Below are 19,646 nucleotides of genomic sequence, written 5' to 3'. Positions count from 1 at the left end.
GACATGGCTGACGAATACGACGTTGTCATCATCGGGGCCGGCCCCGGCGGCTATAACTGCGCCATCCGCGCCGGCCAGCTCGGACTGAAGACGGCCTGCATCGAGAAGCGCGACACGCTCGGCGGCACGTGCCTGAATGTCGGCTGCATCCCCTCCAAGGCCATGCTGCACGCGAGCGAGCTCTACGAGACCGCGCGCAAGGACTTTTCCCATTACGGCATCGATTTCGACCAGCTGAAGCTCAATCTCGAGCAGATGCACAAGCAGAAGGCCGAGGCGGTCGAGGGCCTGACCAAGGGCGTCGCCGGCCTGTTCAAGAAGAACAAGGTCGACCGGTATAACGGAACCGGCAGGATCAAGAGCAAGACCGAGGTCGAGGTGACCGATGCCGACGGCAAGACGCAGACGCTGAAGACGAAGAACATCGTCATCGCCACGGGCTCGGAAGTCACCCCACTGCCCGGCGTGGAGATCGACGAGGAGCGCATCGTCTCCTCCACCGGCGCGCTGGAACTGAAACAGGTGCCCAAGAAGATGATCCTCGTCGGCGCCGGCGTGATCGGGCTCGAGCTCGGCTCGGTCTGGCGTCGTCTGGGCGCCGAGGTCGAGGTCGTCGAATTCCTCGATCACTGCCTGCCCGGCCTCGACAAGGAGCTGTCGCGCCAGGCGCGCAGGCTGTTCGAGAAGCAGGGCCTGAAATTCCATTTCGAGCGCAAGGTCACCGGGGTCGAGAAGCTCAAGACCAAGCTCAAGGTGACGACCGAGAAGGCCGAGGGCGGCGACGAGCAGACCATGGACGCTGACGTCGTGCTCGTCTGCATCGGCCGGCGCCCCTATACCGAGGGGCTGGGCCTGGAGAACGTCGGCATCGAGACCGACAGGCGCGGGCGCATCGCCAACGATCACTTCCGCACCTCGGTGGAGAATATCTGGGTGATCGGCGACACCACGACCGGCGCCATGCTCGCCCACAAGGCCGAGGACGAGGGCGTGGCCTGCGCCGAGCTCATCGCGGGCAAGTCCGGCCACGTCAATTACGACGCCATTCCGACGGTGGTGTACACCTATCCCGAGATCGCCGGTGTCGGTGCCACCGAGGAGCAGCTCAAGGACGAGGGCCGGGACTACAAGACCGGCAAATTCCCCTTCCAGGCCAATTCGCGCGGGCGCACCAACCACCAGACCGAGGGCTTCGTGAAGATCCTCGCCGACGCCAGGACCGACGAGATTCTCGGCGCTCACATCATCGGCCCGCACGCCGGCGAACTCATCGCCGAGCTGGCGCTGGCCATCGAGTTCCGTGCCGCCTCCGAGGACGTCGCACGCACCTGCCACGCCCACCCGACCCTGTCGGAGGCCGTGCGCCAGGCCGCGATGGGCGTGGAGGGCTGGACCATGCAGATGTGATCGGTGCGCGGTGGGGAGTCACGGAAGTTTAAGGCGACAGACACGCGCGATTCGCGCATAACGCGGCCATGGCCTCGCTAAAGGCGTGAAAGATGAGTTTGGCGCCCCAACCCTTCGATACCGCGGGCCCGGTGGTGAAGACCGACCGGCTCACCCTTGTCGCGTTCGATGCCGAACTCGCCCGCCTGCAGCTCGAGGACCTGCGCTCCTTCTTCGCTGCGCTCGGCGCGAAGTACGAGCCGTCCTGGCCCCCCGAACTCAATGATGAGCAGACCATGGCCTGGACCAAGGCGCAGCTGGAAGCCGCACCCGGGCTGGCCGGCTGGTACAGCTGGGTCTTCCTGATGGGGATGGGCCCCGGCCAGGCCACCCGGGCGGTGGGCATCGGCGGGTTTCACGGCCCGCCCGGCGAGGGCGGCGAGGTGGAGATCGGCTATTCCATGCTGCCGACCTTCCGCGAGCAGGGCCTCGCCACCGAGGCGGTCGAGGGCCTGCTGTCCTCGGCGAGACGCCAGGAGGGCGTGCGCCGGGTCACGGCCACCACGCTCGACCATCTCTATGCCTCCCGCCGCGTGCTGGAGAAGACCGGCTTCACCCTGACCGGCGAGCGCGCCGGGAACGGCAGCAAGCTCGTCGACTACGCCCGCGCCCTCTAGACCTACTCCGTGACCGGAGGGCCGCTCTCGACGAGGGCCCGGAGCTGGTCGAGATAGAAGATCCAGGCCCGGCGCCCGGCTTCGGTCAGGCTTGCCCGCGTCTGCGGCTTGCGCCCCACGAAGCGCTTGTCGATGGCCACGTAGCCGGCCTCCTCCAGCTTCCTCAGATGGACCGAGAGATTGCCGTCGCTCGCCCCGGTGCGCGCCTTCAGCTCGGCGAAGGTCGCGCCGACCACGCTGGCGAGATAGGCCATGACCGCCAGGCGCAGCTTGCCATGGATGACCTCGTCGAGCTTGTCCGCGTCGAAGCCGGCCATCACACCGTGTCCTGCGGCTCGCCGCGCATCATCAGTAGGCCCGGCACGACGGTCGACAGGAAGACCGCGAGCCCGGCGACGAGATAGACCTCGGCGGTGAAGACCTGGATGACGCACCCCGCCATGCCCGCGAGCGCGACGGCGCCGGGCACGAACAGGGCCGGGCGCCGGGCCATCTGCGCCGTGGTCAGCCAGGCGATCGCATAGCCGAGCAATGCGACCGGCAGCATGAGGTTGAAGAGCAGCGCGTCGAGCCGGCCCGTCATCACCCCGGCCGTGATCGCCAGCCAGAAGACCAGGAGGCCTGCGCCCATCGCCGGCCAGACCGCGCTGCTCGCCCGGTTGCCCGCCGAACCGAGGCCGGGCTTGGCGCGCAGGGTGACGCCGAGCACCGCGCTGCCGGCCGAGCCGACCGCGATGAAGCCGAGCCAGAGGATCCACAGCGCCTCGGAACCCAGCGGCAAGCGCCCCGTGACGATGGCCCAGTGGGCGATCAGGACCAGGGTCGCCAGGCTGCCCCACCACAGGGCGAAGCGGCCGCCCAGCAGGGGCGCCCGGGCCCCGGATTCGGCCATCTCGCGCAGATAGGCGAGGTCGGATCTCATCTCTTCGCGCGTCATGTGCTATCTCCTTGCAAAGCACTTTAATCGATAAAGTACAGAAAGAGCGCGTGTCCTGCAAGCCCGGCGATTCCGGGACGTGCGGCGCGATGTTTGGAGCCAGGCGCTGACAGGGCCGGACGAAAGGCGCTAACCTCCCGTTTCGATTGAAGGAGAGCCGCATGAAGAACCCGTTCGAGACCCCCGAGCGCAAGGCGTTCCGTGAGAGCGTGGAAGCCTTCGTGGCGCGCGAGATCGCGCCCCATGGCGAGGCCTGGGACGAGGCGGGCGATTTTCCCTGGGACATCCACGAGAAGGCCGGCGCGCTCGGCCTGTTCGGCTTCGCCATCCCGGAGGAATACGGTGGCAACGGCTTCGACGACGCCTTCATGCGCCTGGATAGCGGGATCGCGCTGGCCTACGGCGCGCCGGGCGGGGTCAATGCCTCGATCGGCTCGCGCAACATCATGACCGGGCCCATCGTCACGCTGGGCAGCGAGGAGATGAAGCGCGCCGTCCTGCCCGGCATCGTCTCGGGACGCGAGGGCGGGGCGCTGGCCATGACCGAGCCGTCTGGCGGATCCGACCTGTCGCGCATTCGCACGAAGGCCCGCCGCGAGGGCGAAGACTGGGTGATCGACGGGGAGAAGACCTTCATCACCGGCGGCATGAAGGCGCGCTGGTACGTCGTCGGCGCGCGCACCGGCGGGGAGGGGTTCGGCGGCATCTCCCTCTTCCTCGTCGAATGGGGCGCGCCCGGCTTCTCGCGCACCCCGATCGAGAGGAAGATGGGCTGGTGGAGTTCGGACACCGCCACGCTGCATTTCGACGGTCTGCGCGTGCCGGCGCAGAACCAGCTCGGCCAGGAGGGCCTGTGCCTCCTGGCCATCATGAACAATTTCAATTACGAGCGCCTCGCCCTCGCCGCGGGGTGCCTCGGCATGGCCAGGCGCTGCCTCGACGATGCGGTCGAGTACGCGAAGATCCGCGAGACCTTCGGCAAGGCGCTGATCCGCCACCAGGCGATCCGCCACAAGATCGCGGAGATGAGCGCGCGCATCGACGCGCTGCACGCCTATCTCCTGCACATCGCCTGGACGATCAATGACGGCGGGATGCCCGCCGCCGAGCTCGCCAAGGCGAAATTCCTCGCCAGCAAGACGGCCGAGTTCTGCGCCAGCGAAGCCATGCAGATCCTCGGCGGGGCGGGCTATCTCAGGGGCCAGGCCGTCGAGCGCATCTATCGCGAGGTCAAGGTCATGGCCATCGGCGGCGGCTCGGAAGAGATCATGAAGGACCTCGCGGTCAAGCAGATGGGCCTGTGAGAGCGCCGCGTTAACCCTCTTTCCTAAGCCGCCTTTAGCGTCTTCGCGCGAGACTTGCCGGGTCTTCGAAAAGAGCCCGGCTCGCATGCTGATCCAGAAGCCCTACGATCTGAAGCGCCTGGTGCGCGGGGGATGCTCCCCGCGCGTGCTCGACCTGTTCGGCCTGCATGCACGCTTTCCCGACCTGAAGGACTCCCCGCACCGGCTGTTCCACAACGACCGGCTCAATCGCTGCTTCGTCATCAAGCACAATCTCAGGCGCCACGAGCAGGGCATGGTCTATTCGCGCCGGGCGATCGTCACCAAGCTCGTCCTGCCGATCGACCGGCACGACCTCTCGCTCGGCGCCTTCTGGATGTTCCTGGAGTCCGGCAATTTCGAAGCCCGCCTCGTGGAGTTCATGGGCCGGCTCGACGGGCCGGACGACGAGCCCTTTCTCAGCGAGCAGTTCATCGAGGACATGGAGACGCTGCAGGTCCTCTCCAGGAGCCCGTCCTTCGACCCCTACCTGCTGCATGTCCAGTTCGGCGGGCGACGCATCGACCCGCGCTATTTCTCGCTCAACGAGGCCGACGAGACCAAGCTCAGGGCCTTCGTCTTCGATCACATGTCCGAAATCGGCGAGCTGGCGCTCGGGCGCGCGAGCGCGAGTTCCAAATCGCACCGCCTCGCCAAGGTGCTCTTCGAGGACACGAGGAGCCTGACGCGCGACCAGCTGCGTCTCGCCCTGAAGATGAGCCCCGCCGAGTTCGAGGACGGCGTGCACGGCTGGAAGGGCATCCTCTACTACATCTGGTCGGCCGGGGAGATTTCCGGCGGGCTGACGACCCTGCTCTCCGATCTTGCCGACCTCGAAATGGAGGATGCGGTCTACCGCCACCGTCCGCTGCAGCCGGTGATCGCCCAGATGCGGGATTCGATCCGCCTGCGCTGGGGCGAACTCAAGGCCGCGCGCGAGACCTATCACGCGGTCGTGGCCGCCTTCGTCAAGGACGGGGACGCCCAGTCCATGTGCCTGCTGCTGCGCCGCGCGCCGGACATGTTCCGCGCCATCGGCGACCACGCCGCGGCGCTGACCCATCTGACGAGTTACTGGAGCTACTGGAAGGCGCAGAGCCGGCTCGGCCGGGTCAGCCACGACGATGCCTGCCAGCTCCTGCCGGGCCTTGCCAGCGCGATCGCGCGCGAGGACGACCTGCCCGCGATCGACTGGGTGGGGCTGTCGCCGGTCCGCAGGATGCGGGCGGGATGATCCTCGCCGCTGCCATTCTCCGGCGATGCGGAGCACCGGCCGGGGGAGCCAAGCCGTAACGCAGACGCTGCGGCCTCCCGAGCCCGGGCCAGGACCTGGGAGATGGCCGGCCTAGGCCACCACCCGCGCCGTTCCCTCGCTCACCTCGACATACTGCGCCGCATCGGCGAAGGACTCGAACAGCCCGCGCTCCACGCCGGTGAGCCAGGCCTGCAGCCCGATTTCCAGGATGGCGTTCGCGAGCCCCTCGCGGCGGGCCGCGTCGAGATGGGCGCAGGCCTCGTCGAGGATCAGGACCGGGGCCGCCCCCTTCGCCCGGGTCAGCGCGGCGCACTGGGCGAGTGCGAGCCCGAGGATCAGCGCCTTCTGCTCGCCGGTCGAGCACTCCGCGGCCGGCTGGTCCTTCTCCCGGTGAAGGGCCGCGATCTCGGTGCGGTGGGGGCCGGTGAGCGGGCGCCCGGCCGCGCCGTCGCGCCGGCGGGCCTGTTCCAGCATCGCGGCGAAGCGGTCCTCGGCCTCGCCGGCGCGCGCGCCCTCGGCCAGGAGGGATTCCACTGTGCCCTCCAGGCCGAGAGCGGCCTTGGGAAAGCGGCTTTCCGGGCGCGCGTCGATCTCGCCCTGCAGGCGCACCAGGGCTTCCAGCCGTGCGGCGGCGAGCGCGACGCCGGACGCGGCCATCTCGGCTTCCAGCGCGGCGAGCCAGTCCGGATCGATGCGTGTGCCCTCCTCGGCGCGGTCGAGCAGGCGCTGGCGCTGGCGCATCGCCTTCTCGTAATCGAGCGCAGTCTGGCCGTGGGTCGGCTCCCCGGCGAGCACCAACCGGTCGAAGAATTTCAGCCGGTCGGCGCGCGGGCCGGCCCAGAGCCGGTCCTCGCGCGGGGTGAGCCACATCATCGGGAACAGGCGGGCAAGCTCGGTCTGCGTCGCCGCCGCGCCTTCCAGGCGCGTCTTCCTGCGCGCCGGGTCGGCCGGGTCGGCCCCGGTGGCGAGCGTGACCGGTCCCTCGCGCGTGAGGGCCTCGGCGAACACCGCCCAGATCTCGGCCGGACCCTGCGCGGTCTTGCGCCGGACGGCATCCGCGCCGGCCGCGCGCAGGCCCCGCCCGGGGCCGAGGAAGGACACGGCCTCGACGAGATTGGTCTTGCCCGAGCCGTTCGGCCCGTAGAGACAGGCGGGGCGGGTGTCGAGCGCAAGGTCGAGCGCGGCGTAATTCCTGAAATTGGTGAGCTTCAAACGCGTCACGGCCGCGCGAGGCGCGGCCGTGAGAATGTCGTTTCTGGTGTCCGGCCCGCTCACACGCGCAGCGGCATCAGCACGTATTCCGCGTTCGGGTCCCCGCTGTCGGTCACCCGGGTCGGGGAGGCGGAATCGGCAAACTCGAAGATCGCCTCGTCGCCGACGATCTGCGCGGCGACGTCGAGCAGGTAGCGCGCGTTGAAGCCGATCGAGAGGTCCTCGGAGGAATAGTCCGCCGAAAGCTCCTCGCTCGCCGTCCCGCTCTCGGGATTGTTCACCGCGAGCACGAGGTTGGAGTCCGACAGCGAGAGCTTCACCGAGCGCGACTTCTCCTGGCTGATCGTGGCGACACGGTCGACGGCCTGGGCGAAGGGCGCGCGGTCGACGCGCAGGATCTTGTCGTTGCCGCGCGGGATCACCCTCTCGTAGTCGGGGAAGGTACCGTCGATCAGCTTGGAGGTGAGCACGGCCGCGCCGAGCTGGAACCGGATCTTGCCCTCGCTCACGCTCATCTCGACATCGCCGTCCAGGTCTTCGAGCAGGCGGCGCAGCTCCCCGATGGGCTTGCGCGGGATTATCACCGCGGGCATGTCGCCGGCATTGCCCGGCTGGTCGGCCTCGGCGAGCGCCAGACGGTGGCCGTCGGTCGCGACAGCGCGCAGCACCTTGCGGCCCTCGCGCTCGGCCGGATGCATGTGGATTCCGTTGAGGTAATAGCGCGTCTCCTCGGTGGAGACGGCGAAGCGGGTCTTGTCGATGAGGCGGGCGAGATCCTCGGCCGGCAGCGAGAAGCTTACCTCGAGGTCCTCGGCCGGCATGACCGGGAAATCGCCCGGCGGCAGGCTCGGCAGGTGGAATTTCGACCGGCCGGCAGAGAGGAAGAGCCGCGGATCGTCGCCGCCGATCTCCAGCGTCACGTCGGCCCCTTCGGGCAGCTTTCTCGCGATCTCGTAGAGCGTGTGGGCCGGAGCGGTCGCCTGGCCTTCGCGCTCGACGCGCGCCTCGGCCTCCTCGACGATCTCCATGTCCAGGTCGGTGGCCGTCAGGCGGGCGTGGTCGCCGCTGGCCTGGATCAGCACGTTGGACAGGATCGGGATCGTGTTGCGCCGCTCCACGACCGCCTGGACGTGGCCGAGGGCTTTCAGGAGCACCGCGCGCTCGATGGTGAGCTTCATCGCTGTCGCCTCGTTGAAGAGTGACGAATCGGGAATCTGAATCGTCTTACAGGTTTGCACAAACCATAGACCAAAGGAAACGGCCGCAAGAAGGGGGTTCTTGCGGCCGTTCCGGGCTGACTGAGGGGGGTCAGCCGCGCAGGCGGCGTTTGATGGCTTCCACGTCTTCGGCGAGGACGCCATCAGAGGGGAGCCGCTCTGCGATCTTGTTCACGGCATGGATCACGGTGGAATGGTCGCGCCCCCCGAAACGGTTCCCGATGTCGGGCAGCGACCGCGTGGTCATGGTCTTGGCGAGATACATCGCGATGTGGCGCGGACGCACGACCGACTGGGTGCGGCGCTTGGACAGGATGTCGTCGACGGTGAGGTTGAAATACGCCGCCACCGTCTTCTGGATCTCGTCCACGCTGACCCGGCGCTCGGTCTTGACGGGCAGCTCCGACAGCGCCTCCTCCACGGTCTCCAGGGTGACGGGCCGATCGAGATAGGCGGTGCGCACGATCACATTGTTGAGCACGCCTTCCAGCTCGCGCGCCGACGTCGTGATGCGGGCCGCCAGGAAGTCGCGCACGTTCTCGGGCACGTCGAGATCGGCGCAATGGCTGCGGGCCTGGGCGATCTTGCAGTCGATGATCTTGCGGCGCAGATCGAGATCGGGCGATTGCAGCGGGCAGGCGAAGCCGCCGCGCAGCAGGGATTTCAGGCGGCCGTCGGCGATCTGGAGCTGGTCCGGCGCGGTGTGGGAGGCGAGCACGACCTGCTTGCCGTCCGCGATCAGCGCCGCGATCGTGTGCAGGAACTCGTCTTCGGTGCGCGGCTTGCCGGCGATGAAGTGCACGTCGTCGATCAGCAGGACGTCGCAGCTCCTGACCTGGTCCTTGAAGGGTTGCACGTCGCGCGCACGCAGCGCCGACTGGAAACCGTTCAGGAACTCCTCCGCGGTCAGGTAGAGCGCCTTGCGCCGGGATTCCCCGAGGCCCACCGCATGGGCGATCGCGGCGAGCAGGTGCGTCTTGCCCACCCCGTAATCGCCGTGGAAGAAGGCCGGATTGAACGGCGGCTCGGAGGACCCGGCGATCGCCTTGGCCGCGGTCACGGCCATCACGTTGGCCGAGCCCACCATGAAGGTGTCGAAGGTGAAGCGCACCGGAGAGCCCGCCGGGCGCTCGGCCGGCGTTCCGGGTGCGGTCGGCATGGCTGCAGTGCCCTGCAGGGCGCGCATCGGCAGGGCGTTCGGCGCCCGGCGCGGCGCGGCCGGCTCGCTCTGGCGTACCACGGCCGATGCCGCGGCGGATTCGGCCAGGATCAGGACGTCGCGCGGCTCGCTGTCGAAGGCGGCCCAGAGCGCGCGCAGTCGCGTTCCCAGATTGTCCTCGGCCCAGGCTCGCCCGAACTCCGTCGGGCAGATCACGCACACCCGTCCATGGGCATCCTCCTCCACACGCAGTCGGGCGATCTCGGAGGCGTAGACCAGATCGCCATACTCCTGGCGGAGACGCGAGCGAACCTCGCGCCACGTCGCGAAAACGGGCGTCGCGTGGGTCATTTTTCCTTCGTGTGCAGATGCGGCGGAAAGCGCCGAATTGTTCAGCCCCATAGTCCCCAAACCTCAGTTCGCGCCGCAGGTTATTCCTGCGGTCAAGTGCTTGTTTTTAAGACGCAATTTTCCCGTTCGGAGCAAAGAGGTTTTCCCGGCTCCGTCCTGTCTATCTTTTCCGTATGGAGAAGACTTGCGTCAGGTCCGTAAGAGTACCCAGACGACGGATCGAATCAACCGCATTAACCGCCCGCGCGACCCGTTTTTGCGCTTGACAGGGATTTTTCGTAAGCACGCTGAGGCCTTGGCGCGTGAAAAAAATTTTGCGCCGTTTTCGTGTTCTCAAGGCGTTCGGATCGCCGCGGCGGAGTCATCAATTTCATGACTCCGCCGGGGGTGCGTTTTCCCCTTGCAGCAAAGGGTAATCGGGCCATCACGCCAAGACGGGTGCCGGTCACGAAAACGCCCGCGCGAAGAGCGCGGGCGTCAGCGAAGACCATCCGGTCAAAGAGGAATTTTTACTGAGCCGTCATCGTTTTGACGCGGTGCGCGAGGCGCGAGACCTTGCGCGAGCCGGTGTTCTTGTGGATCACGCCCTGGGAGACCGCGCTCATCACCTCGGATTCGGCCTGGCGCAGCGCTTCGGTCGCCTTGGCCTGGTCGCCGGCCGCGATCGCGGTCTCGACCCTCTTCACGAAGGTGCGCATGCGCGTACGGCGGGCTTTGTTGATCGCGGTGCGGCGCGCGATCTTGCGCACCATCTTCTTCGCGGAGGCTGTGTTCGCCATGGACTCTTCGACGCCTTGCTGTGAGTGCCGGAGCGCCGCCGTCGCGGGCGCGCCCGTAGAAACATGAGGCGCGGCGTATATCCCCGCCGCGCCCCGTCGTCAACCGGTATGGCCTGCTTTTAGCGGTGCTTGAAGTGCGCCGCGCGCTTGTCGGCGAAGGCGGCCATGCCCTCGCTCTGGTCCTCGGTCGCGAACTGGGAGTGGAAGACGCGGCGCTCGAAGCGGATGCCCTCGGTGAGGCCGATCTCGAAGGCGCGGTTGATCGCTTCCTTGGTCATCATCGCGATGGGGAGCGATTTCGAGGCGATCGTCTCCGCAGCCTCCATCGCGACGTCCATGAGGTCGTCGGCCGGCACAAGCCGCGAGACGAGGCCGGCGCGCTCGGCTTCCTCGGCAGTCATCATCCGCCCGGTCAGGCACATGTCCATGGCCTTGGACTTGCCGACCGCGCGGGGCAGGCGCTGCGTGCCGCCCGCGCCCGGCATGACGCCGAGATTGATCTCGGGCTGGCCGAACTTGGCGGTGTCCGCAGCGATGATGAAATCGCACATCATCGCGATCTCGCAGCCCCCGCCGAGCGCATAGCCGGAGACCGCGGCGATGATCGGCTTTCTGAAGCGCGCGACGGACTCCCAGCTCTTCTCGAACGGGTCGTTCATGTAGAGCGAGATATAGTCCTTGTCCTGCAGTTCCTTGATGTCGGCGCCGGCGGCGAAGGCCTTGGCCGAGCCGGTCAGGACCACGCAGCCGATATCCTCGTTGGCCTCGAACCCGGCGAGCGCGTCCGCGAGCTCGCCGGTCAGCTCCTCGTTGAGGGCGTTGAGCGCCTTGGGGCGGTCGAGCGTGATGACGCCGACACGGCCTTCGGTCTTGGTCTGGATCGTCTTGTAGGCCATTCGGCCCTCCGGGTTCGGCGCGCCGGGAGCACCGGCAGCGACAGGTGGGACACCAGGTTCGGCGCGAACCCATACATGAAGCCCGCCTCCGGGTCGACACCCCGAAGGCGGGCCGCATGGCAGGTATGCGCGCCGGGCGGCGCTCAGTGCCGCGTGACTTCCAGCCCCTGCTCGCGAAGCAGGTTGATGACGCCGTCTTCTCCGGGCATGTGGCCGGCGCCGACCGCCACGAAGGCCGTGCCGCTTCCCTCCAGGATCCCGGCGATCTGCGGAACCCAGTTGCGGTTGCGCTGCACGATCAGCACCTCGTAGGCTTCCGGGGTGCTCTCGCGCAGCTCCTCGTTCATGATGGCGTCGAGCCGCTCCATGTCGCCCTGCGTCCAGGCCGCGACGAGGTCGTCGAGCATGTCCGGGTTCTCCACCATCTGCTCCAGTCCGGTCTCGAAATCGGCGAGCTGGACCTCCATCGGCATGGAGGACAGGAAGGCGAGCTGCTCCTCGACGGTCTCGAAATAGCCGAATGCCATGCCCGCCTCGCCGGCTTCGGCCGTGAGCACCTGTTCCACGCCCGATTGCGGGTCGTAGCCGGCCGCCTGCATCTGGGCGACGGCGAGCTGAAGGCTGGCGAGCCAGGGCATGAACGGGTCGATGGCGGCCTTCAGGGCCTCGCCCGGCATGCCGAGGCGTTCGGCGATCCGCTCGAGATGGGCGAGGGCCTCCTCGCTCAGCTTCGCCGTCAGCCGCTCGCCCGCGGGCAGCATGCCGATCTGCGGGATCATGGACTGCATCTCGGCCTGGGCCTGCGGGCTCAGGGCGTCGACCTCGAGATAGAGGGTGTCGGCCTCGCCGAACGCGGCGCGGACCTCGTCGCTGTACCAGTCGAGCTCGGGAGGCAGGATATGAACCGTGCCGAAGAGATAGACGGTGGAATCCGCATCCGAGATCGACCAGAGCGCAGGATCGTGCTCGGCTGCCTCGGTTTCCGGCCCGGCTTCGGCCTCGGCTCGGGTGACCGGCTCCGCGGCGTCCGGCACCTGCCCGCCCGTGTCGCGATTCATCCACCACAGCGCGGCGCCGAAGGTGGCTACCGCCAGGATGAGAAGGATGAGGAAAGATCTCTGGCGCATGGTTCGTCCCCGTCTGGCCGGCATCCCGCGTGCCGGGTGTAAAGCGACATTGACATGCCTCGAGCCGGGCATCAAGCGAGGCTTCACCTCGCCTAGCGTTGGCACGCCGGACAGAAGAAGCTCGAACGCGCCGACTGCACGATGCGCTGCACCGTTCCGCCGCAGCCCTCGCGCCGGCACGGCTCGCCCTCGCGGCCATAGACGTCGAAGCGGTGCTGGAAATAGCCCAGCGCCCCGTCCGCTCCGGCAAAGTCGCGCAGCGTCGATCCGCCCGCCGCGATCGCCTCGGCGATGACGGCGCGCACCGCCGGGGCGAGGCGTTCGGCCCGCACGCCGGCCACCGAGTTCGCGAGCCGGCGCGGGCTGATCTGCGCGCGCCACAGCGCCTCGCAGACATAGATGTTGCCGAGCCCGGCAACCACGCGCTGGTCGAGCAGGGCGGCCTTGACCGGCGTCTTCCGCCCCGTCAGCCGCTCGGACAGATAGGCGCCGGAGAACGCATTGGAATCCGGCTCCGGACCGAGCCCGGCGAGGAAGGGCTGGGCCTCTTCCTCGCCGGTCGCGAACAGCGTCATGAAGCCGAAGCGGCGCGGATCGTTGTAGGTGACCCGCACCGCGCCCTCGAGCTCGAACACGACATGGTCATGGACCGGGTTTGCCCCCGACGCGTGCACGAAATCGCCCGGCTGGCGCGCGAGATCCTCCGCTTCGATCGTGAACCGCCCGCTCATGCCCAGGTGCATCAGCAGCGTCTCGCCCGAGCCCAGCCGCGCCAGCAGGTATTTCGCCCGCCGGTCCAGGCGCTCGACCCGCGTGCCGGCCAGGCGCCGTTCGAAACCTGGCGGGAAAGGAAAGCGCAGATCGGGCCGGTTCGCCGTTGCACTCAGGATGCGCCGGCCTTGCATCGCCGGGACGAGGCCGCGGCGCACGGTTTCCACTTCGGGCAGTTCGGGCATGAGCGTGTTCCCGGCCGGTCAGGCCGGTGAAACGCGCGTTGGGCTCTCCGCGGCCGGCTCCTGCTCGCTGCTATCGCACGCCGTGCTCACGACGCCAAAGGTGCGGTGCGTCTTGTCGACCGTGTATTGCAGCCGGCCGTAGCCGCAGGCGGGACAGTCACCCGCGTCGATCCCGGCGTGACGTGCCAGCGCGGCGAGGAGCTGCTCGACGTGAGCGAGCTGGCGTTCCATGCGCGACAGCCGGTCGCGCAGGGTTTCCGCCTCTGTCTCGGGCCGCATGGGGGGCGACAGGCTCATGGTTAACGAGCTTCGCGCATGCGCGCGCCCGCAGGCAAGCATAATTCTATCAGTCAGGACCTGCGCTCATGTGCGCGCTGGCCCGCACGGCCCGGCCCGGCTATGTAGACCTCATGAGCGACACCGAGACAAACCCGCCCGGCGACACCACCTCCTTCGGCTTCAGGCAGGTGCCCCGCGAGGAGAAGCAATCCCTCGTGCGCTCCGTGTTCGACCGCTCGGCGCGGCGCTACGACCTGATGAACGACGTGATGAGCCTCGGCATCCACCGGGTGTGGAAGGACATCACGATCACCCGGGCCAATCCGCGCCCCGGCGAGGTGCTCGTCGATGTCGCCGGCGGAACGGGCGATCTCGCGCGCGCCTTCCTGGACCGGGCCGAGACGGTGCGCCGGCGCGCCGGCGGTCCGCCCGCCCGGGCCGTCGTCGCCGACATCAATTTCGAGATGATGCGTTCGGGACTGAGGCGCGGGGATCGCGAGGACCTCGCCTGGGTCTGCGCCAACGCGGAAATGCTGCCCTTCGAGGACCGCTCGGCCGACTGCGTGATGATCGGCTTCGGCATCCGCAACGTCACCGACCGCGCCGCGGCGCTGAAGCAGATGCACCGCGTGCTCAAGCCCGGCGGGCGCTTCCTCTGCCTGGAATTCTCCCGGCCCACCACGCGCGCCCTCGCGCGCCTCTACGACGCCTGGTCGTTCAACGCGATTCCCGCGCTCGGTCAGCTCATCGCGAAGGACCGCGACAGCTACCAGTATCTCGTCGAATCCATCCGCCGCTTTCCCCACCAGCAGGCCTTCCGGCAAGAGGTCGAGGCCGCCGGCTTCGCCAATGTCTCCGTCACCGACCTCTCCGGCGGCATCGCGGCCCTGCACATGGGGTGGAAGCTCTAGAAGAGTCTCCTGCGAGATTGTCGAAGCGGACCGCTCCCGCGCGTCGTAATATGAGGCCGGCGGAACATCCGCGCCGGCGCGGACGGCAGCCAAGGAGACGCGCGATGAAGTTCGCATTCCTGCTCTACGAGGCGGAAGACGCCTGGGCCGGTTTGAGCGAGGCCGAGCGGAGGGAGGTGATCGGCGAGCACATGGCCTATGTCGAGGCGCTCGCAAGGGCCGGTGCGATGGTCGCCGGCGAGCCGCTCTCGCCTTCGCACACGGCCCGCACGCTGAAGGCCGGGCGCGTCGAGGACGGCCCCTATGCCGACACGAAGGAGCAACTCGGCGGCTTCTACGTCATCGAGGCGGACACCATGGACGCCGCCCTCGACTGGGCGCGGCGCTGCCCGGCGGCGCAGTACGGGACGATCGAGGTGCGTCCCGTGCCCGACTATGGCGGATGAACTCGCCACAAGCTGCGAGGCGCGGGCGGCGGCCGAGCTAGCCGCCCGCACGGCCTATGGCCGCCTGCTCGCCAGCCTCGCCCGGCGCACGCGCGACATTGCCGCCGCCGAGGATGCGCTTGCCGATGCCTTCGCCCGCGCGCTGGAGCGCTGGCCGGACGACGGCGTGCCGGACCGGCCCGAGGCCTGGCTGCTGACCGCGGCGCGCCGGCGCCTGATCGATGCCGGCCGGCGCGAGAAGACGCGGGACGCCGCGACAGGCGAGCTGGTGTCCCTCCTCGATCCCGCCCGGCCCGACCGGCCGCTCCCGGACGACCGGCTGAGGCTGATGTTCGTGTGTGCCCACCCGGCCATCGATCCCGCCATCCGCACGCCCTTGATGCTGCAGACCGTGCTCGGCCTCGACGCGGCGCGCATCGCGCAGGCTTTCCTGGTGAGTCCGGCGGCGATGGGTCAGCGCCTGTCGCGCGCCAAGCGCAAGATCAAGGACGCGGGAATCGCCTTCGACATGCCCGAACCGGAAGAGGCGGCGGACCGCCTCGCCGCGGTGCTCGACGCGGTCTACGCCGCCTACACCGACGGCTGGGCCGATTACGGCGCCGGGCCGGAGGGCCTGGCCGGCGAGGCTCTGTTCCTGGCGGGCCTCGTCGCCGAGTTCCTCCAGGGCGAAGCCGAGGCGCACGGCCTGCTCGCCCTCTTGAGATACTGTCAGTCGCGCCACCGTGCCCGGCGCGGGCTGGACGGCGGTTTCGTGCCGCTCGCGGAGCAGGACACCGCGCTCTGGGACCATCGTCTGATCGCGCAGGCCGAGGCCGGGCTCCGGCGCGCGCTGGCGCTCGGCCCGCCCGGACGCTTCTCGCTGGAAGCGGCCATCCAGTCGGTCCATGCCGCACGGGCGGTGACCGGGCGCACCGACTGGACGGCGCTCGCGCGGCTCTACGATGGCCTGATCGCGCAAGGGGCGGGGCTCGGGGCGCACATCGCGCGCGCCTGCGTGCAGGGGGAGATCGCCGGGCCGGCCGCCGCGCTCGCCGGTCTCGACGCGCTCGAGACGAGCGCCGGCAAGGCGCTGGCGGGCCACCAGCCCTTCCATGCCGCGCGTGCGCACTGGCTGGCGCAGGCCGGGCAGCCCGGACCCGCGCGCGAGGCCTATGGCCGGGCGCTCGCCCTCACGGCGGACCCGGCCGTGCGCGACTGGCTGCAGGCGCGCTGCGCGGCGCTTTGATGCAGGTGCTTTCCTGCCGCGCCCCCCTCGCCAAGCCGGAGCGGGCGCCCTAAACCTTCCGCGATGTTTCGCACGCTTGGACATATCGGCCGGCTGGGCCGCGCCGCGTGGACGCTCGCGCGTCACGACGCGATCTTTCCACGCGAATACCAGGAGAGCCTGCCCGCCCCCGCGCGCGTCCTGGGGCGCGTCGCGCGCCTGGTGGCGATCCGCGATCGAGCCTCCAACCCCGGCGAGCGCCTGGCGCGCGCGCTGGAAGAGCTGGGCCCCTCCTATGTGAAGTTCGGCCAGGTGCTGGCCACGCGCGCCGACGTGATCGGGGCCGAGTTCGCGCGCGGGCTCGCCCGGCTGCAGGACAAGATGGCGCCGTTTCCCGACGGCGAGGCGCGCGCCATCTTCGAGCGCGAGCTTTCCGTCCCGATCGCGCAGGAGTTCGCCGAGTTCGGCCCGGCCGTGGCCGCAGCCTCCATCGCCCAGGTCCACCGGGCGGTGACGAAGGACGGGCGCACGCTGGCAGTGAAGATCCTGCGTCCCGACGTGGAGAAGCGCATCGCGCGCGACATCGCCGCGCTGCGCCTGGGCGCCCGCCTCGCCGAAGGCCTGTTCCCGAAATCGAAGCGCCTCGAGCCGAAGGCCTTCGTGGAGACCGTGGCGCGCTCGCTCACGCTCGAACTCGACCTGCGCCTGGAGGCGGCTTCGGCCAGCGAGCTGAAGGAGGCCGCGGCGGCGGCGCAGAACTTCTTCATCCCCGAGGTGGACTGGCGCTACACGACGAAGCGGGTGCTCGCCACCGACTGGATCGAGGCCATCCCGCTCACCGATACCGCCCGCATCCAGGCGGCGGGCATCGATCCGCTGAAGCTGTCGGCCGACATCACCGACGCCTTCCTGGCGACCGCGCTCGACCGCGGCGTGTTCCACGCCGACATGCATGCCGGCAATCTCTTCGTCACGCCCGAGGGCCGGCTGTGGGCCGTCGATTTCGGCATCATGGGCCGGCTCGAAGCGGCCGAGCGGCGCTATCTCGCCCTCATCCTGCACGGCTTCCTGGTGAAGGACTACGACGCGGCCGCCGAAGCCCATTTCATGGCCGGCTACGTGCCGGAGCGCCATTCGAAGGCCGACTTCGCGAGCGCGCTGCGCGCCGTCGCCGAGCCGATCTTCGGCAAGACGGCGAGCGAGGTGCCGATGAGCCGCGTCCTGATGCAGCTCTTCGAGATCACCGACCTGTTCGACATGCATCTCCAGCCCCAGCTCGTCCTGCTGCAGAAGACGATGGTGCAGGCCGAGGGCGTGTGCCGGTCGCTGTCGGACGAGCACAATATGTGGAAGGCCTCCGCTCCGGCGGTCGAGCGCTTCATGAAGCGCGAGCTCGGCCCGGAAGGGATCGCGCGCGACGTGATCGAGGATCTCCGCCGCCTGCGCGAGAGCTTCCGCAAGCTGCCCGAGACCCTGGAAAACCTCACCGAGGCCGCCGCGCGCCTGAAGGAGCATCCGCTGCGCGAACCCGCCCGGAAGCGCCGCGGCGTGCCCGGCTGGGTCTTCGGCGCGGTGCTGGGCGCGGCGGCCGGGGCGGGCGCGCTCTGGGCGGTCCTGGCGCTGGCTTGACGCACGCAAGCGCACGTGCGCTCGCGCCGGCTCGAAGTGACGTCCTGCCGGTTTCCGGCTAGGAAGGCGAAGGACTTCGTCGGATCAGGAACGGCCCATGGCGCAACAACGCATCCTTCTCATCATCGGCGGCGGCATTGCCGCCTACAAGTCGCTGGAGCTGATCCGCGAGCTGAAGCGGCGCGCGATCGCCACGCGCGCCATCCTCACCGAGGCGGGCAAGCAGTTCGTCACCCCGATGAGCGTCGCCGCGCTGTCCGGCGACAAGGTCTATGACGACCTCTTCTCGCTGACCGACGAGGCGGAGATGGGCCATATCGAGCTGTCGCGTTCGGCCGATCTGGTGGTGGTCTGCCCGGCGACGGCCAATCTGATGGCCAAGGCGGCCCACGGCATCTGCGACGATCTCGCCACCACCGCGCTGCTGGCGACCGACAAGCCGGTGGTGATGGCCCCGGCGATGAATGTGCGCATGTGGCAGCACCCGGCGACGCAGGCCAATCTTGAGACGCTGAAGAGCCGCGGCGTGACGATCGTCGACCCCGACGAGGGCGAGATGGCCTGCGGGGAGTTCGGCCCCGGCCGGCTCGCCGAGCCGGTGCGCATCGCCGACGTCGTCGCGGACGCGCTGCGGCCATGAGCCTGCCCCTTCAAGGCCGCCACGCGGTGGTGACGGCCGGGCCGACGCTGGAGGCGATCGATCCGGTGCGCTTCCTGTCCAACCGCTCCTCGGGCAAGCAGGGCTATGCGATCGCGAGCGCTCTCGCGCGCGCCGGGGCGCGCGTGACGCTGGTCTCCGGCCCGACCGCGCTGCCCCATCCCGAAGGCGTGCACACCGTCCCGGTGGAAAGCGCGCGCGAGATGCTCGCCGCGGTGGAGGCCGCGCTTCCTGCCGACATCTTCGTCGCCGTCGCCGCGGTCGCCGACTGGCGCCCGGCCGCGGTGTCGGAACGCAAGCTGAAGGGTGAGAAGGCCGCCACGAAGACGCTCGAACTCGTCGAGAACCCCGATATCCTCAGGACCATCGCCTCGCTGGAGACCGGCCGGCCGCGCCTGGTCGTCGGCTTCGCCGCGGAGACCCACGATGTCGAGGCCGAGGCGATCGCCAAGCGCGCGCGCAAGGGCTGCGACTGGATTCTCGCCAACGACGTGTCCGGCGACGTGATGGGCGGGGACGCCAACGCGGCCCTGCTGATCACCGGCGAGGGGACCGAGATCTGGGAGCGTGCGCCGAAATCCGAGATCGCCGAGCGCCTCGCCGCGCGGATCGCGGATTTGTTTTCGGGAACGGCTTCGGTCTAGGCTCGTTTCATCGAGCACGCGGGGAGGCCCGAGGCGCCTGACCCCGCGTGGAGCGAGAAGAGAGACGTTTTGCCATGAAGCTGTTTTCTGCCAGCGCGGCGGCCCTGCTGGCGGCCGCCGGCCTGTCCGCGGCCGCGAACGCGCAGTGCTACGCGGTCTCCGCCGAGGGCGACCCGGAACTGCTGGAGGGCTATACCCTGGCCGAGGAAACCGCGAGGGAAGGCCTGATGCCGCCTCCGCCGGTTCCCGAGACCGCCAGCGGCGTCCTGTGCGTGCGCGATACGGTCGTGCCGGACGCGAACGATTTCGAGATCCTGCGCCACGGCATGCCGCTCTACATCCGGTCGGGCGAGGGCGAGGAGGTCACGGTGCTTGCGCTCGGCTACCGGGACGGAAATTACGTGGTGCAGCTGCCCCAGGGCGAGATCACCGAGGAGGAGCGCGCCGAGATCGTCGCGGCTCTGGAAGGCTTCAACGCGGGCGAGGCGGCGCTCAATGCCTATCTCGAGGCCCAGGCCCAGGGCGAGACGCCGCAATAGGGCGCTGGACGGGCAGGCCCGGCCGCTCGCCGGGGAAGCTGGAGCAGGGCGCTTCTATCCGA

Annotated in this window: 19 protein-coding genes and 1 pseudogene; 10 read left to right on the top strand and 10 right to left on the bottom strand. The window is 69.1% G+C overall.

Features of this window, described 5'->3' with window-relative positions; genetic code table 11:
- Positions 1–3: 3 nt before the first annotated feature.
- On the top strand, positions 4–1,407 hold the full coding sequence (gene lpdA, locus JW792_RS11620; RefSeq protein ID WP_135995684.1) for a dihydrolipoyl dehydrogenase: 1,404 nt from the start codon (positions 4–6) through the stop codon (positions 1,405–1,407).
- Between the two features lie 92 nt (positions 1,408–1,499).
- Entirely contained in the window at positions 1,500–2,063 is a 564-nt protein-coding gene (locus JW792_RS11615; RefSeq protein ID WP_135995685.1) for a GNAT family N-acetyltransferase, read from the top strand.
- Positions 2,064–2,065: 2 nt separating this feature from the next.
- On the opposite strand, the gene JW792_RS11610 is transcribed toward JW792_RS11615, so the two are convergent.
- Entirely contained in the window at positions 2,066–2,380 is a 315-nt protein-coding gene (locus JW792_RS11610) for a winged helix-turn-helix domain-containing protein (protein WP_135995686.1), read from the bottom strand.
- The gene (locus tag JW792_RS11605) at positions 2,380–3,000 is read right to left on the bottom strand and encodes a hypothetical protein (protein WP_135995687.1); all 621 of its coding nucleotides are present in this window, start codon (positions 2,998–3,000) and stop codon (positions 2,380–2,382) included. The genes JW792_RS11610 and JW792_RS11605 overlap by 1 nt, the downstream gene beginning before the upstream one ends.
- A gap of 161 nt (positions 3,001–3,161) precedes the next feature.
- Between JW792_RS11605 and JW792_RS11600 the strand changes: the two genes are divergently transcribed.
- Together JW792_RS11600 and JW792_RS11595 are read left to right on the top strand one after the other, a co-directional pair.
- Complete coding sequence (locus JW792_RS11600; RefSeq protein WP_135995688.1) at positions 3,162–4,304, top strand: acyl-CoA dehydrogenase family protein; 1,143 nt, start codon at positions 3,162–3,164, stop codon at positions 4,302–4,304.
- Positions 4,305–4,389: 85 nt separating this feature from the next.
- A complete protein-coding gene (locus tag JW792_RS11595; protein WP_135995689.1) occupies positions 4,390–5,556 on the top strand; it encodes a hypothetical protein in 1,167 nt (388 codons plus the stop codon).
- A gap of 111 nt (positions 5,557–5,667) precedes the next feature.
- On the opposite strand, the gene recF is transcribed toward JW792_RS11595, so the two are convergent.
- The 8 genes from recF to JW792_RS11555 all read right to left on the bottom strand — a co-directional run bounded on the left by recF (position 5,668) and on the right by JW792_RS11555 (position 13,571).
- Positions 5,668–6,798: a DNA replication/repair protein RecF gene (gene recF / locus JW792_RS11590; protein WP_241094960.1), complete on the bottom strand. Its 1,131-nt coding sequence runs from the start codon at positions 6,796–6,798 to the stop codon at positions 5,668–5,670.
- 50 nt (positions 6,799–6,848) lie between these two features.
- The gene (gene dnaN / locus JW792_RS11585; protein ID WP_135995690.1) at positions 6,849–7,967 is read right to left on the bottom strand and encodes a DNA polymerase III subunit beta; all 1,119 of its coding nucleotides are present in this window, start codon (positions 7,965–7,967) and stop codon (positions 6,849–6,851) included.
- A 130-nt stretch (positions 7,968–8,097) separates the two neighbouring features.
- Positions 8,098–9,516 carry a chromosomal replication initiator protein DnaA gene (gene dnaA / locus JW792_RS11580; protein ID WP_241094959.1) on the bottom strand — a complete coding sequence of 473 codons (1,419 nt, stop codon included), beginning with the start codon at positions 9,514–9,516 and terminating at the stop codon, positions 8,098–8,100.
- Between the two features lie 509 nt (positions 9,517–10,025).
- A complete protein-coding gene (gene rpsT, locus JW792_RS11575; protein WP_135995692.1) occupies positions 10,026–10,295 on the bottom strand; it encodes a 30S ribosomal protein S20 in 270 nt (89 codons plus the stop codon).
- A gap of 119 nt (positions 10,296–10,414) precedes the next feature.
- Positions 10,415–11,191: an enoyl-CoA hydratase gene (locus tag JW792_RS11570; protein ID WP_135995693.1), complete on the bottom strand. Its 777-nt coding sequence runs from the start codon at positions 11,189–11,191 to the stop codon at positions 10,415–10,417.
- Positions 11,192–11,334: 143 nt separating this feature from the next.
- On the bottom strand, positions 11,335–12,318 hold the full coding sequence (locus JW792_RS11565; RefSeq protein ID WP_158291586.1) for a TraB/GumN family protein: 984 nt from the start codon (positions 12,316–12,318) through the stop codon (positions 11,335–11,337).
- Between the two features lie 92 nt (positions 12,319–12,410).
- Positions 12,411–13,274, bottom strand: coding sequence for a bifunctional DNA-formamidopyrimidine glycosylase/DNA-(apurinic or apyrimidinic site) lyase (gene mutM, locus JW792_RS11560; protein WP_135995695.1), 864 nt, complete (start codon positions 13,272–13,274; stop codon positions 12,411–12,413).
- Positions 13,275–13,292: 18 nt separating this feature from the next.
- On the bottom strand, positions 13,293–13,571 hold the full coding sequence (locus JW792_RS11555; protein ID WP_206340787.1) for a hypothetical protein: 279 nt from the start codon (positions 13,569–13,571) through the stop codon (positions 13,293–13,295).
- A 113-nt stretch (positions 13,572–13,684) separates the two neighbouring features.
- On the opposite strand from JW792_RS11555, the gene JW792_RS11550 reads away from it, so the two are divergent.
- The 6 genes and pseudogenes from JW792_RS11550 (at position 13,685) to JW792_RS11525 (ending at position 19,584) form a co-directional block, all read left to right on the top strand.
- Complete coding sequence (locus JW792_RS11550) at positions 13,685–14,464, top strand: class I SAM-dependent methyltransferase (protein WP_135995922.1); 780 nt, start codon at positions 13,685–13,687, stop codon at positions 14,462–14,464.
- A gap of 104 nt (positions 14,465–14,568) precedes the next feature.
- On the top strand, positions 14,569–14,910 hold the full coding sequence (locus tag JW792_RS11545) for a YciI family protein (RefSeq protein ID WP_135995697.1): 342 nt from the start codon (positions 14,569–14,571) through the stop codon (positions 14,908–14,910).
- Positions 14,900–16,135 carry an RNA polymerase sigma factor gene (locus tag JW792_RS11540; protein ID WP_135995698.1) on the top strand — a complete coding sequence of 412 codons (1,236 nt, stop codon included), beginning with the start codon at positions 14,900–14,902 and terminating at the stop codon, positions 16,133–16,135. The genes JW792_RS11545 and JW792_RS11540 overlap by 11 nt, the downstream gene beginning before the upstream one ends.
- A gap of 63 nt (positions 16,136–16,198) precedes the next feature.
- Positions 16,199–17,743, top strand: a complete 1,545-nt coding sequence (ubiB, locus tag JW792_RS11535; RefSeq protein WP_135995699.1) for a 2-polyprenylphenol 6-hydroxylase — start codon at positions 16,199–16,201, stop codon at positions 17,741–17,743.
- Between the two features lie 97 nt (positions 17,744–17,840).
- Positions 17,841–19,045 (top strand): annotated as a pseudogene (gene coaBC, locus JW792_RS17245) (bifunctional phosphopantothenoylcysteine decarboxylase/phosphopantothenate--cysteine ligase CoaBC).
- Positions 19,046–19,119: 74 nt separating this feature from the next.
- Positions 19,120–19,584, top strand: a complete 465-nt coding sequence (locus JW792_RS11525) for a hypothetical protein (RefSeq protein ID WP_135995700.1) — start codon at positions 19,120–19,122, stop codon at positions 19,582–19,584.
- Positions 19,585–19,646 lie beyond the last annotated feature (62 nt).

This window comes from Marinicauda algicola (assembly GCF_017161425.1).
Lineage (GTDB): Bacteria > Pseudomonadota > Alphaproteobacteria > Caulobacterales > Maricaulaceae > Marinicauda > Marinicauda algicola.
Note: the sequence above shows the minus strand (reverse complement) of the source record. Positions and strands in the feature narration are given on the sequence as shown.